The organism is Weissella hellenica, assembly GCF_005405545.1.
Lineage (GTDB): Bacteria > Bacillota > Bacilli > Lactobacillales > Lactobacillaceae > Weissella > Weissella hellenica.
Genome location: NZ_BJEG01000001.1, coordinates 243,398 through 258,606, shown reverse-complemented (window position 1 = coordinate 258,606; position 15,209 = coordinate 243,398). Strand labels below are relative to the sequence as shown.

Here is a 15,209-nt window from a genome sequence, read left to right as displayed (position 1 = left end):
ATTTAATCCCCCATTCCCGTATTAATATAACCTTGTTGTTTTAGTTCCGCTCGCAATTGCAACATTGCCGTATAAGTTGCCAAAATATAAACACGTTTCGTTGGCATGCTGGCAATTGCTGGCACAATTTTTTGTAAATCTTGATAAACAGGATGGTCACCAAAACCGGCCATCTTTAAACGAACATACAAATCTTTGTAGCGTTCACCACCAGTCGCTACTGCTTTAATGCCTGTATCATGCAAAGATTCAAAGTCAGCATCCCAAATCCAACTGGTATCGATACCGTCTGCATAATTAGCATTTAGCAACGCCAACATTGAAAAAGGCTGTTCATCCGTTTTCATCATGTCGATGACTTGGTTCGCACCGACTGGGTTTTTAATCAACACAATCGTAACTTCTTTGTCTTTAACCTTAACAGATTCTTGTCTACCAAAAATTTGCGCATTTGATGAAAATGCTTTCTGAATTTGTGTTGCTGATACACCCATAAAACGTCCAACTGCATACGCCGCTAGTGCATTATAGATATTGTACATACCGCCAATTTCAATTTGATAAGTTACACCATCAATATCAAAATTTGATGAAATAGGGGTTAACTTATTTAAACTTGTCACAGCATAATCTAATGCTGGTCGTTTAAAATCATCAGTTACTGAGAAATAATCTCCTTGATTACCAAACGTCATAAAGTGATAACGCAAAATTGAATTATCCGTCGGTGACAAAACACCATCGGTATTATGCGGTGCCCGCATGCTATTGGTTGTTTGTAAATGATTGAAGCCAAAATAAACCTTGGGATTTGGTAAATCACCACGCATAAAAATGGGTGAATCAGCGTTCGCAATTACCGTTGCTCCTGGAAATAGACGAATCCCTTTTAAGATTTTTTCATAAGTCGTATAAATTTCGCCATATCGATCTAATTGATCACGAAAAATATTTGTTAAGACAAAAGCTTTGGGCTTCAATTGACGCGCAACTGACTCTACATTAGCCTCATCAACTTCCAACAACGCAATTGGTCGTTGCGTTTTGTCCTTAAGTTTGGCCGTCAACATGGTGCCTGTAATCCCTTGCATCATGTTCGACCCAGAAGGATTAGTAATAACATCAGCATATTTTTCACGTAATACTCGTGTCGTCAAGGTTGTTGTTAATGTCTTACCATTGGTTCCTGTAATTAAAATAACATCATATTTTTCAGCATAACTTTTCATCACATTTGGATCAATCTTAGTTGCTAGTTTACCTGGTAGCGATGTACCTCCGCGATGTAAAACGCCATACAACAGCGTATATGTACTTTTACCAACAAAAGTTGCTAATCCACTTTTAAGGCTCATGCCATCCTCCTAATCGTGTCAGTTAGTCACGCTTTTTTGTATTTTTAAATTATTGCTAATATAAGCATCTAACAAATTTTACCATTTTAAATAAATAAAAACACCACCGCTATTTTTATACCGTTGGTGTACTTATTTACATTAACATTATTTTGATTTTGGTCCCGGTGTCGTTGTCATCAGAGTTGCTTCACCTGCCAAATGCCATGACTGCACATCATTTGGCAAAATGAAACTGGCCGCCTTATTTAAATGATAAGTAACGCCATCAACAATCAGATCTAATTGACCATCAACTACTGTTGCTAAAGTATATGGTGCTGTCGCATCAAGTGTTGCTTTACCAGCAATCTCCCACTTCACCACATTAAAGTATGGCGCAGATACTAAATTAGTTATTGTCAAATCGCCAATATGCGACACAATCTGAACTGGCTTTTCTGGCGCAAAAGGAACTGATGTCACTTTTTTCGCATCTGCTAAATGTAGATCACGTTTCTCACCAGTCTTAGCATCAACCCGATCAAAATCATAGACACGATAAGTCACATCTGAAGATTGTTGTGACTCTAATGTCAAAACACCTGCACCCAATGCGTGCAAAGTTCCTGATGGTACATAAAAGAAATCACCAGCTTTAACAGGCACTTTTTGTAATAAATGATCCCAGTCACCTGTATCGACCGCTTTATCAAACGCTGCTTTGTCAGTTGCAGTATGACCATAATAAATCATGGCGCCAGGCTTAGCAGCCAGTATATACCACGATTCTGTTTTACCTAATTCCCCAGCGTGTTCCTTAGCATAATGATCATTCGGATGTACTTGAACTGATAAATCTTGATGTGCATCTAAAATTTTTACTAATAACGGGAAAGGACGGTCAACATCTTGATTAGCAAATAATTGTGGTTCATCATGCCATAATTGTGCCACTGTTTTACCAGCGTATTTACCATTTATAACAGAAACAACACCATTAGGATGACCAGAAATCACCCAAGCTTCCCCCGTTGTTTCTGACGGAATATCCAAATCATAAATATCACGTAACGCTGTGCCGCCCCAAATTTTTTCATGTAATGTTGGTTTTAAAATTAATGGTTCTGTCATTACATCCCCCCTTGGCTGTTTTAATCGTCTAATGATGCATAAATACTTGAAATCCACCCTTGTTGTGCGATGTGATACCAAGTAACTTGTGCTGAATCAATTACTTTTTCTGTTATTTCAATTTCGACACCATGCTGTAACCGTCCAATCTCACGCCCATATGGTTGTGCATAAACAGCAATGTCTGCGCCTGGAACATAGTCCACACTCCCTGTTGCATGATACGTAACAGGCTCCCAATTCGTTGGGCGTTGCCAATCAAATGCTGGGCGTTGATTACGGCCATCATCATTCGCTAATTTCATAACTCTCATATCGTACTTGACCCATCTTGAATCAGCTAATTGATACCAAAACTCACCGGTACGAGATGCCATTCGTTGCGCTACTTTAGCAACGGATCCTGACCATAATTTTTGTCCAATTGCCGTTTGATCTTCAATCGAAACGACTGGTTGTACTTCAGAAAAAACATGTAAATATTTATCTGTCAGTGCTTGTGTCTCGGCCACTTGCGCATGCCGGTAATAAAACGTTATCGTATGCGTATCTTCTTGCGTAAAGACCCCTGCAGTGACACCAGCTGCAGATACAAAACGATAACCATCAATTTCTTTTGGTTCAACATTAAAGGACTCATCAACGTGTCCCTCAATCAATCTTGCACGTTCAATTGCACCCTTTGTATCAATATCTTTGGCATAAACCCAGATTGGCATTCCCATTAGTTGAAATTTTGCCATTTGTGTCGCCCCCTCATCGTTTTTTATTATCTCTATCATACCAATTAAATTGTATTTTTTCTTGCTTTATTATCCTTTTTCTTCAACGCTTTCTTAATATACTATCTTATCAAGATTAAGTTTTTTTCATTTAACTTGTTGACTTTTAATTTTATAAATTGTATATTATGAACACGCACTAATTAATGAATACCTATTAGACATCAACAATTCAGTTTGAATTTTATTCTAATCATGGCAAACAACTTATAAATAGGGTTGAATAAAAATAATAAAATCTTTTTCTAAATAGTTTTACTTTATATAAAAATAAAATTAAAAAACATTCATTTTTATAGTTGATTTTTAATAAGAAGCGTTGTATAGTTAATCTATTGATTTAAACAATTATTGCTCTGTAGTTCAGTGGTAGAATAACTCACTGTTAATGAGGAGGTCGCTGGTTCGAACCCAGCCAGAGCAGTTACATAGGTCTCATATGTCACTTATGTCTAATCATTTAATCAATTTTGCTCTGTAGTTCAGTGGTAGAATAACTCACTGTTAATGAGGAGGTCGCTGGTTCGAACCCAGCCAGAGCAGTCATAACAAAAGCATCGAACTAGTAATATGTTCGATGCTTTTTTGCATAAAAATATATCAAAATAAAGATATAAGCATAAAAAAAGCTGGGGCAAAAAGATGTCCCAACTTTTTTAATTAAAAATGTAATTTTATCGCATAAACGTGTTCCAAAAGTCTGAAACCTCATTACAACACAATTGACGACTTCAAAAGTATTTTGTCTCGCACTATTTTTCTAAAGAAAGAATTGGATCAAAATACTTTAAATTAGGACAATCAACATTTCCCCCATCTGTTAATGCCAAATCTGGAATAGACGTAATTGGCAAAAACGATAGATAGAATAATGGATCTGGTAATTGGCTACCCAATTGACGAGCCGCTTCTTTCAAATCAAGTTCTTTTTGTGCTAACTCACTCGGTGCCATGTCCGTATTAATACCGGCAATTGGTAATTCAAGCAATGAAATAACTTGACCATCAACAACCACAGCTTGACCACCACCACATGCAATTAATGTATTAGCAGCTAAAGCCATGTCTTGCGTATTAACACCAGCAACGACTAAGTTATTATCGTCAGGTGCCATCGTAGTAGCAATGGCACCACGTTTAATTGACCAACCTGAAATAAATCCACGAGCATGATTACCATTGACGCCATAGCGTTCGATAACTGATGCCAATGCAACATCATCTGCCACACTTGGTTGAACAACCCCTTCAATAACTGGCAACGTCACATCTAAACGTTTACGAACAAATGGTCCCACACTATTAATCGTTTGTACAACTGCTTGTTTAGCATCATCAGCCACATGATAAGCAAAATCATCTGCAGTTAGCGGACTATGATGAACCGTATCTAGAATACTTGCGCTGCGTTTTGGTGGCATCAATGACATTTGCTCTTCACCAGCAACCGTAACGATTTCACCCTTACTGATAACCGTCTCAACATTAAAATTAGTTGGGTCATCAACTAATAACACATCAGCTTGCTTACCTGGTGCAACTGAACCAACTTGATTATCAACATGATAAGCTTCGGCACCATTAATCGTTGCCATTTGAATGGCCGTCATTGGACTAACACCAGCTTTGATAGCTAGCTTGACCATATGATCTAAATGCCCATGTGTCAAAATATCATGCGCATTAACATCATCAGTACAAAAACTCGTATGACGCGCAACATTAGCTGTGTTTTCAGTAATTGCTCTGATATTTTCAGCCAAGAATTTTGTAACCGATGATTCACGAATAACAACACGCAACCCCTTACGTGCTTTTTCTAAAAATTCTTCATGACTATAGCTTTCATGATCAATATGAACACCACCCATCAAAAATTGATTTAAATCCTTACCGGTGGCCATTGGTGAACAACCAAAAATAGGCTTATGATACTTTTGCGCTGCTAAGATTGCACGCAATGTATCTTCATCTTTGGTTTGAATTGCCTCTCGAACAGTTTCCCAAACACCATACGTTTGTTCTAAAGCTTGATATTCATCATGATCATCACCAGTTACATTATAAGCAACCGTTGATTCTGGAATCGTATAAGGGGTCTTGTAAGGCAAACCCCAAATTACTTTCATTGGTAACGTAGCTAATTCGTCAAACACTTCTGTTAAACCATCTAAGCCAACAACAGAAATATATTCGTCTAAACCAGATACAATACTCGTCGTACCATGTGGGACAACTGCTTGAGAGAAACGGGTCAAGCTCAACTTACTACATTCAACATGAATATGACCATCAATCATACCAGGCACAATGTACTTTCCTGTTGCATCAATGTGTTTTGTATCTGCATTAACATAGTCTGAAACATCGGCATCAACTGCGACAATACGGTCACGATAAATCGCCACATTTGCTGCATAATATTCTGCTGTATCAACATTTACCAAGGTACCATTTTCAATTACGATATCTGCTGCAATTTTTGCTGCCCCGGCATCAATATAATTTTCTAATTCTGCTAAAGTTGTCATTCTACTCCCCTATTCCCTTAATCAATTACTGTTTTGGTAACACATTTAAAACATACAATAATACAACAAAGACGATCAACATTGCCCACATGATGCCGTTAACTTCTTTACGACGGCCAGCAGCTGTCATCAAGATTGGATAAGTCAAAAAGCCAAACGCAATTCCGTATGAAATATTATATGTCAGTGGCATACCGACAACTGTTAGAAATGCCGGCAATGCTAATTCAAATTCATCCCAATGAATTTCACGCAAGGATGAGGCCATCATAACACCTACCACAATCAATGCTGGCGCTGTTACTTGATCCGTTATCACACCTAACAATGGCGAGAACAGCAAACTAAACAAGAATAATACTCCCGTCGTAATCGATGTTAATCCGGTCTTACCTCCCATTGAGATTCCAGCTGAAGATTCAACATAAGCCGCAGTGGGCGTTGTTCCCATAACAGCCCCGCCTAACATTGATAACGAATCTGCCATCAGAGCTTTACCAATCCGTGGCATCTTACCATTCTTCATAATGCCAGCTTGTTGTGCCAAACCAATTAAAGTACCAGCTGTATCAAAAAATGCAACCAATAAAAATACTAAAACAACAGCCCACATTTGTGGATCAAGCATCGATGGCAAATTGGTAACACCCACACCAAATGTTGGTGCCAAACTGGGTGCCATAGAAATAATCTGATCAGGCATTGGAATCAAGCCCGTTACTAAACCAATAATTGCTGTCACTACAATCCCAATAAAAATAGCACCTGGTACCCGTTTAGCCATTAAAATTGCGATAACAAACACACCGGCAATCGTCAACCAAGTCGTTGGTACCGTTAGCGAACCAATCGCTACTAACGAAGACTTATCAGCAACAATTAGGACACCACCTTGTAGGCCAACGAACGCAATAAAAATACCAATTCCAGCAGCCATGGCATATTTTAAGTCCTGTGGTATAGCATCAATGACAACTTCTCGTACTTTTAAAAACGACAAAATTGTAAACAAAATCGACGCCACGAACACACCAGCCATTGCTTTTTGCCAAGGAATTCCCATTCCCAAAACAACCGAAAAGCAAAGAAAGCATTATCACCTAAGCCTGGCGCAATTGCAATAGGGTAGTTTGCCAACACTCCCATCAACACACATCCAATAACTGCTGCTAATGCAGTCGCTGTAAATACAGCACCTTTATCCATACCTGCAGCACCCAAAATACTTGGATTAACAAATAAAATATATGCCATTGACACAAAAGTGGTAACCCCTGCTAACATTTCGCGCTTAACAGTTGATTTTTGTGCTGAAACATGAAAAAACTTATCTAAAAAGCCAGTTGGTTGTACTTTAGACCCGTCAAATTCATTCATGATTTCTCTCTTCTCCTCTTAATTTCATGAAAATTATTTTAAGCAACAAATCGAATTATTGCATACATTAATTTTAAATTCAACACTATTGTTCGTTTTTTAATCATTTGACTAATCATTTAATCATGGTAAAATGATTTTATGTCGTTATTAAAACAATGAAAAGAGGGATTATAAACATTATGACGGTAACACGTGAGTTTACGCAAAATATGCCAAAAGCCGAACTTCACTTACACATTGAAGGAACGCTTGAACCAGAACTAAAACTAAAACTTGCTAAACGCAATCATATCGATATTGGCCAAGAAACGATCGATGAAGTTAAAAAAACCTACGAATACGATGATTTAGCTTCCTTCTTGGGTGTTTATTATCCAGCAATGAATGTTTTACAACATGAACAAGATTTTTATGAATTAGCATTTAGTTACCTCAAGCGGGCTGCACAAAATAATGTCCGTCACGTGGAAATATTCTTTGACCCACAAGCCCACACTAGTCGTGGCGTTAGTTTTAAAGACGTCATTACTGGTTTACACCGTGCCATTGTTGATGCACGAGCTTTAAACGTTGATGCTGATTTAATTATGTGTTTCCTACGTGACTTCTCAAAAGAATCTGCCCGTCAAACACTTGAACAAGCGTTACCATATAAGGATATGTTTATCGGTGTTGGTTTAGATTCCGACGAACATAATAATCCACCTCTAAAATTCGCTCGTCAATTTGAAGATGCTAAAGCAGCTGGTCTGCATCTTACAACACACTGTGACATTGATCAAAAAGATTCAATTGAGCACATCCGTCAAGCCCTTGAACAAATGGACGTTGAAAGACTTGATCACGGTACAAATATTGTTGAAGATCCTGATTTAGTTGACTTTGTCGTAAAGCACCATATTGGTTTAACTTCATGTCCTCTTTCAAACACATATGTTTCACCAAAGATGAAAGGTGAAGAAGTCTTATCATTATTAGAGCGTGATGCTAAAGTATCTATTCACTCTGATGACCCTGCTTACTTTGGTGGTTATATTGCTGATAACTATTACGCATTAGCGACTACCTATGATTTAACCAAGGAACAAATCATCAAACTAGCTCGTAATGCATTTGAAACCTCATGGATTAGCGATGAAAAGAAAGCTATTTATATTAAAGAATTAAATGATTATGCCAAAATAAATTAATAACGTAAAAAGAGGTTTAGATTTTTCTAAACCTCTTTTTATTTTTTTATTAGATTGCTGTATAACCACCATCAACTAACAATGTTGTTCCGTTAACAAATGATGCATCATCACTTGCCAAGAATGAAACAACTTTACCAATTTCCTCAGGCTTACCTAAACGTCCAGCTGGGTGCAAGGCAACCAAGGCTTCCTTATCAGCACCAGCAATTAACGGTGTATCAATATAACCTGGTGCTACCGCATTAACTCGAATACCCTCAGAGGCATAAGTTGCACCTAGTGTTTGCGTCAATAGCTTTACACCACCTTTGGCTGACGCATAAGCTGTCACACCAACTTTACCAACAAAGCTGTGAATTGATCCCATATTGACAACAGCACCACCGTGACCTTGCTTTTGCATTTGTTCAATAGCGTATTTATCAGATAAGAACACGCCACTCAAATTAATATCAATAGTATCTGACCATTGCTTGTATGACATATCGGTAATATTACCATCACGAGCAATTCCTGCATTAGCTACCATGATATCTAGCGAGCCGAACTGACTCACTGCCTTTGCAATGACGTTTTTCACATCATCTTCAACGGTGACATCAGTCTTAACAAATAACACGCTGCTTTCATCCCCCAATGATGCAGCCACTTCGTCACCCTTGTCAGAAAAATCAGCAATCACAACTTTTGCCCCTTCAGATAACAAGCTTTTTACTGATGCTAATCCAATTCCAGAAGCACCACCAGTAACAACTGAAACTTTATCTGTAAATTTTCCCATGAGTTTATCCCCTCTCAAAGAACACAATGTTTACGTTTACCTATCTATAAAACTATTCTATAATGAATCTTCTCGATTTAGCAAGCGCTTTCACTTATAGATTGTGCTTTTTTTCACTATAATAAAGAGCCAACAAAAAAGTTATCACTGCAACCACTCTAACGTGATCTTATGACAACCTTTGTGTGTAATTTCATTTTTACTCAAACATCATTTGATTCTTATATAAGCTAGCATAGAAACCATTTTGAGCTAGCAAGCTCTCATGGTTACCTTGCTCAATAATATTACCATCTTTTAGCACGGCAATTTTATCAGCATTTAAAATTGTCTTTAAACGATGCGCAATTACAAAACTTGTACGACCAGCAATCACATTATCCATCGCACGTTGAATACGTTCTTCTGTCACAGTATCAACGTTTGACGTTGCTTCATCTAAAATCAATAGATCTGGTTCTGTCAAAATCGTACGCGCAATTGATAACAATTGTTTTTGACCAGTTGAGAACACTGAATTTTCATCCGAAATTTCGGTATCATACCCATTTTCTAACGTCATAATAAAGTCATGGATATTAGCCTGCTTAGCGGCATCAATCACTTCTTCATCGGTCGCATCTTTCTTACCAAAAGTGATATTATCACGAACTGTCCCGCTAAATAACACAGATTCTTGCAACACAATACCAACATGATCACGTAATGAAGTTAAATCCATTTGGCGAATATCAACACCATCAAACAATACTGCTCCCGATGTCACATCATAAAAACGATTCAAAAGATTCATCACCGTCGTTTTTCCCGAACCAGTTGGACCAACTAACGCAACCATCTCACCTTTTTTAACGTCAATATTAATGCCATGGATGATTTCACGTTCTTGGTTATAACCAAAATGAACATCTTGTAGTTTAACATCATGCTTAATACCATTAAACTTCACACCAGCTGCTGGTTTAACTTCGTCATCTTGTGCCAAAATTTCGTTAACACGGTGAACACCAGTCATTGCTTGTTGCATCATATTGTAAAGGGACGTAATTTGAGAAATTGGTTGGAAATATTGCTGTGAAAATGACACGAATGTCACAATCAATCCTAACCCAGCTGCACGTGATGCCACATCGCCAGACAAAGCTTGTGTTGCACCAAAGAAAATCACAATCCCCAAATTAACCAAGCTCAATCCCTGCATAATCGGATTTAATATATTTGACCATGCCTGTGAATGAACCATGGCATGACGTACTTTATTATTATGCTCGATAAAGCCGTCAATTGACTTTTCTTGTAGCCCGTTAGTAATAATGACCTTTTCACCATTAATTTGTTCATTAATATAACCGTTTAAGTGACCAACTTCAGCTTGCTGAATATCAACATACTTTTTAGCTTGAACCATAATGATAACACCAACAATGATCACAATTGGCGTTGACGCCATCGTCACAGTTGCCATCTTAGGACTCTCATTGAACATCATCCAAATAACACCAATGAACATGACTACTTGTTGCAATATCTGAAAAACAGCATTGTTCATTGCATTAAAGATATTATCCAAATCAGATGTAAAACGCGACAAAATTTCACCGTCTTGATGATTATCAAAATAACGTACCGTCATGCGTTGCAACTTAGCGAACAAACCTGTTCGCATATCATTAACTGATTTAGGTGCGACAACTGCTTGTGTCAAAGCATTTAAGAATAACGCAATTAAAATCAGCAACGTAAAGCCAGCAAACAAGAACAAAGCTTGATGGAAGTCATTCAAATTAGCTTGACTCTTGGTAACAGGATTTAGATAGGTCATCAAATACTTTGATAATTCCGTAATCGAGCGCCCCATATAAACAGGTGCCTTAACTTGTAGCCAAGTCGCTGTAATTGTTAAAACAACAATCGCCAGCAAAGACCACTTAAACCGCTTCAAATAATGTGAAAAGAAACGAATTGATTCAGACAAATTATTTGTCATCGTGGCGCACCTCCTTTGCTTCTTGCGTTTCATAAATTTCACGATAAACTGGTGACGTTTCCAACAGCTCACGATGTGGGCCATAAGCAACTAATTTTCCTTCATCCAATACGATAATATTATCCGCATTAATAACGGATGAAACTTTTTCAGCAATAATAAAAGTTGTCGTGTCATTTAACTGCTCATCAAGGGCCTCTTTAACCAACTTTTCCGAGCGCGCATCCAGTGCAGAGGTTGAATCATCCAAAATCAATATTTTAGGTGATGCAATGACACCTCGCGCAATTGACAAACGTTGTTTTTGTCCACCAGAATAATTAGCTGAACGTTCTTCCACCACGTGATTATATTTATCATCATATTGTTCGATAAATTCAGAGGCTTGTGCGATATCGGCTGCCCGTTTCATATCTGATTCGTCAGCCGTTGATAATCCTTGCCTTAAATTATCGGCAATCGTCCCAGAAAATAGTGTTGCTTTTTGTTGTACAAAAGCGACTGCATCACGTAATGAAACCTCATCAACATTTTTCAAATCAACGCCACCAATTTTAACCGATCCTGATGTTGGATCATAAATGCGCGGAATCAATTGTGCCAATGTTGATTTACCAGAGCCAGTGGCACCGACAATACCAATCATTTGGCCAGATTCAGTTGCAAAACTAATGTTCTGAAGTGTTGGCTTTTCCTCACCATCATACGTAAAACCAACGTTATCAAATACGACACGACCGTCAGTAATTTTTTGACCATCTTTGCTATATGATAGCTCAGGATCAGCTTTCATAATTTCTTGAATACGACCCATTGAAACTAATGCACGTGTTGCAAATGACAACATCATCCCACCAATAATAATGGCATTCATAATAATCATAATATAATTAGTAAAACCAGTAACTTGCGCTAACAAACCTGGGTCAGTATCAACCATATTTCCAACTAAATAAATAGCGACTACCATCAATCCTTGGCCAATAAACATAAATGCCGGCATGACCATGGCAAAGAAATAACCAATTTCAATGTTGACGTCTTTTAATTCATCTGAAACATTAGTAAATCGCCTTTCTTCAGCTTTTTCTTGGTTAAACGACTTAACAACGCGCACACCTTGCAGGTTTTCCTTAACCTTATTATTAACTTTATCAATCAACCATTGAATGCGGCCAAACTTTTTACCAATATGAGTTGCCACATAATAAGCAACTGAACCAACCAAAATGACCATAACAAGGATGATCCACCATAATTGTGGAATTGAGCGTACTGCCAAAATAAAGCCACCAATAAACAGAATCGGCATCCGCATTAGTGGTTGTAGTACCAACATCAAAACATTTTGAATTTGCGTCACATCATTAGTTAGTCGAACAACTAAGTTTCCAACCGAAAACTTTTCAATATTCGCAAATGAAAATGTTTGAATTTTACGATATGCACTTTCACGCACATCGGCTGCCATACCTTGTGAGGCACGTGCAGCAAAAATTGTATTAATAATCCCTGCTACTAACCCAATCACTGCTAAAACTAATAATTGTAATCCAATTTGATTAACTTTGTTCATATTATCATCTGTAATCGCTTGAACAATATTACTTAACAACATGGGTTGCAATAGCATCGCAATCGACGAAATTAAGACCATCAAGATAGCAACTATTAGGTCAAACTTATAGCCTTTCCAATAAGGCTTTAACAACTTCATTTGCTGTTCCTCCAAATATTTAATTTTATCTGTGTAGTACGATATTGTATCACTTGTGATGTCATTTTTGTTAATTTAGTTCACAAAAAAATTTAATCCTTAATAATAAACAATGCCGCCACTTTTGATTGTCATAAGTCAAAAAATAGCATCATGATTATTAATGACAATTTTTAACTATTCACGTGCTTGTTAACTGGAATTTATCCAAGATTTAATGAAATTTAATAAGCGTTACGGCATAAAAAACTGCTTATGCACAATATTCAGTCAAAAAAAGCACTAGTTAACTTTGGATGTTAGCTAGCGCCTTTTAAGTATAACTATTGATTATTCATTTATTTGATACTTTTCAAATCTAGCAACCTGAATTGGGGTCAATGTTACTTTCATAACCGTTCCCGACTCATCATAACTAAGTTCGTGTACCGTCGCTTGCTCATTTAATTCACTAACAAGTTGGCCATCACTAAACGGAATGTGCAATGTTGTTGTGATATAGTCAGCAAAAATATGTTCTTTAACGACGTCAACGAGTGTATCTTGTGATGTTGAATCCAATGCTGATAGCACCAGCGTATCACCAGTACGATCAGGATATACTTGTTCTGGGATTTGATCAGCTTTATTATAAACTGTCACCATTGGAATATCACCAACACCAATTTCTTTTAACGTTTTTGCAGTTGTCGCCATCATTTCTTGATAATGTGGATCTGCATAATCTACAACTTGAATTAACAAATCTGCATCAGCCGCTTCAGCTAATGTTGCTCGAAAGGCTGCCACTAAACCATGAGGCAACTTTGACACAAATCCAACGGTATCAGATAGTAAGAAATTTTGATTGTCTGGTAATTGAATTTTACGTACTGACGTCTCTAGTGTTGCAAACAGCATATCTGCTTGAAACACTGTTTTTTCCTTATTATCACCAAATCGTTTTACCAATTCATTCATAATCGTTGACTTACCTGCATTAGTGTAACCCACCAAAGCAACATTACGAATACTTTGCTTAGCACGATAAGCACGACGCGTCTCATCATCAGCTTCAATATTTGTTAATTCAGCTTGCATTAATGAAATTTGATGTTGAATATGACGACGATTCATTTCTAACTTAGTTTCACCAGCACCACGACTAGTAAAGCTACCACCGCCACCACCAGTTTGTTGATCTAGCCGAACATTCATAGATGTACGTAAACGTGGTAATTGATACTTTAGTTGCGCAATAGCAACCTGTAATTTGGCGATTTTTGTTTTAGCTCGTGATGCGAAGATATCTAAAATCAAGGCTGTTCGATCCATGATATCGGCTTGTGTCCCAGCTTCAAGATTACGAATTTGTGATGGTGATAATTCATCATTAGTCACCACCATTTCTGCCCCATAATATTCTAAAGCTTCTTTTAATTCAGTCACCTTACCTTTACCAAAATACGTTGATGCATTAGGTCTTTCCAGTTTTTGAATTAATTGCCCCACAACAATCATATTATTTGCCGCTGCTAAATTAGCCAATTCTGTCATTTCATATTCAAAATTTTCATTTTGCTGATCTAATCCGGCTAAAATAACTTGGCGTTTAGGATGTTGCTCATTTTCTATCATATATGTTTTACCACCTCGTTGTTGTATCGTTATAGGTCTTTAGTTTCATACCTTCATCAGAAACTTCAAAAATTGTAATTGAACCATTTTCAGGCTTTTCAGCTGCTCGTTCGTGTGAAGCATATTTGGCCACTAAATTACGAATCAATGTACCATGTGAAACAATTAAGACATTTTGTCCTTCACGTGTATTACGACGTAGTTGTGCTAACCCTTTTTCAACTCGTGCCCAAAACATCTGGGCGTCTTCAGCGTCACCAGTTGGATCAGCAGCATGCATCGCATCCATGACTTCATCCTGACTTAGGTTAGTCATTAAGTCACTATAGGTATCCATGTCTTTGAAACCATTCTTTTCAGCAACTAGTTGTGAACTTTTTTTACTAGGTAACCCTTCAAAAAAGCCAAAGAATTGTTCGCGGAATTGTTGTAATTGCTCCGGTTCCTTCAAATCACCACTTTGCTTGTTACGTGACAAAACAAATTCAGCTGTTTGAATAGCACGTTGTAAATCTGATGAATAAGCACCATCAAAACGAATATTTTCTAAACGATCACCCGCTGCATAACCATCTGAGATCCCTTTATCCGTCAGTGGTGCGTTACTCCATCCTTGCATTCGTTCATAATGATTGAAAATTGTTTGCCCATGTCGTACAAAATATAAATTAAATGACATTATTTATCCCTCTTCGTTGTTAGTATGTTATGTATAATTGTATCATTAAGTGTCTTAATACTCATTAAGTTGCC

At 37.4% G+C, this 15,209-nt stretch carries 10 protein-coding genes, 2 tRNA genes and 1 pseudogene; 3 read left to right on the top strand and 10 right to left on the bottom strand.

The genetic code is table 11. From position 1 onward, the window contains the following. Nucleotides 1-2: 2 nt before the first annotated feature. The 3 genes from FFM61_RS01225 to FFM61_RS01215 form a co-directional block, all read right to left on the bottom strand. Nucleotides 3-1,355 (bottom strand): MurT ligase domain-containing protein, encoded by a 1,353-nt coding sequence (locus tag FFM61_RS01225; RefSeq protein ID WP_074426736.1) that lies wholly within the window; start codon nucleotides 1,353-1,355, stop codon nucleotides 3-5. Between the two features lie 147 nt (nucleotides 1,356-1,502). Continuing rightward, a complete protein-coding gene (locus tag FFM61_RS01220; RefSeq protein WP_074426735.1) occupies nucleotides 1,503-2,468 on the bottom strand; it encodes a type I phosphomannose isomerase catalytic subunit in 966 nt (321 codons plus the stop codon). Between the two features lie 20 nt (nucleotides 2,469-2,488). Beyond that, nucleotides 2,489-3,211 carry a MucBP domain-containing protein gene (locus tag FFM61_RS01215; protein ID WP_074426734.1) on the bottom strand — a complete coding sequence of 241 codons (723 nt, stop codon included), beginning with the start codon at nucleotides 3,209-3,211 and terminating at the stop codon, nucleotides 2,489-2,491. 391 nt (nucleotides 3,212-3,602) lie between these two features. Between FFM61_RS01215 and FFM61_RS01210 the strand changes: the two genes are divergently transcribed. Both FFM61_RS01210 and FFM61_RS01205 read left to right on the top strand, forming a co-directional pair. Beyond that, nucleotides 3,603-3,674: transfer RNA gene (locus tag FFM61_RS01210), tRNA-Asn, on the top strand. Nucleotides 3,675-3,721: 47 nt separating this feature from the next. Continuing rightward, a tRNA-Asn gene (locus FFM61_RS01205) sits at nucleotides 3,722-3,793 on the top strand. A 209-nt stretch (nucleotides 3,794-4,002) separates the two neighbouring features. On the opposite strand, the gene FFM61_RS01200 is transcribed toward FFM61_RS01205, so the two are convergent. Beyond that, nucleotides 4,003-5,781, bottom strand: coding sequence for an adenine deaminase C-terminal domain-containing protein (locus FFM61_RS01200; protein WP_074428109.1), 1,779 nt, complete (start codon nucleotides 5,779-5,781; stop codon nucleotides 4,003-4,005). A 25-nt stretch (nucleotides 5,782-5,806) separates the two neighbouring features. Further along, a pseudogene (locus FFM61_RS01195) lies at nucleotides 5,807-7,158 on the bottom strand (NCS2 family permease). A 182-nt stretch (nucleotides 7,159-7,340) separates the two neighbouring features. Here FFM61_RS01195 and add point away from each other — a divergent pair. Further along, nucleotides 7,341-8,351: an adenosine deaminase gene (gene add, locus FFM61_RS01190; protein ID WP_083194561.1), complete on the top strand. Its 1,011-nt coding sequence runs from the start codon at nucleotides 7,341-7,343 to the stop codon at nucleotides 8,349-8,351. A gap of 49 nt (nucleotides 8,352-8,400) precedes the next feature. Here add and FFM61_RS01185 read toward each other — a convergent pair whose 3' ends face one another. The 5 genes from FFM61_RS01185 to FFM61_RS01165 form a co-directional block, all read right to left on the bottom strand. Then, nucleotides 8,401-9,135 (bottom strand): SDR family NAD(P)-dependent oxidoreductase, encoded by a 735-nt coding sequence (locus FFM61_RS01185; protein WP_074428107.1) that lies wholly within the window; start codon nucleotides 9,133-9,135, stop codon nucleotides 8,401-8,403. Between the two features lie 199 nt (nucleotides 9,136-9,334). Next, entirely contained in the window at nucleotides 9,335-11,122 is a 1,788-nt protein-coding gene (locus FFM61_RS01180; RefSeq protein WP_074428106.1) for an ABC transporter ATP-binding protein, read from the bottom strand. Further along, a complete protein-coding gene (locus FFM61_RS01175; RefSeq protein WP_074428105.1) occupies nucleotides 11,112-12,839 on the bottom strand; it encodes an ABC transporter ATP-binding protein in 1,728 nt (575 codons plus the stop codon). The genes FFM61_RS01180 and FFM61_RS01175 overlap by 11 nt, the downstream gene beginning before the upstream one ends. 330 nt (nucleotides 12,840-13,169) lie before the next feature. Then, complete coding sequence (gene hflX, locus FFM61_RS01170; RefSeq protein ID WP_074428104.1) at nucleotides 13,170-14,456, bottom strand: GTPase HflX; 1,287 nt, start codon at nucleotides 14,454-14,456, stop codon at nucleotides 13,170-13,172. Between the two features lie 7 nt (nucleotides 14,457-14,463). Further along, the gene (locus FFM61_RS01165) at nucleotides 14,464-15,135 is read right to left on the bottom strand and encodes a histidine phosphatase family protein (RefSeq protein WP_074428103.1); all 672 of its coding nucleotides are present in this window, start codon (nucleotides 15,133-15,135) and stop codon (nucleotides 14,464-14,466) included. Nucleotides 15,136-15,209: the final 74 nt, after the last annotated feature.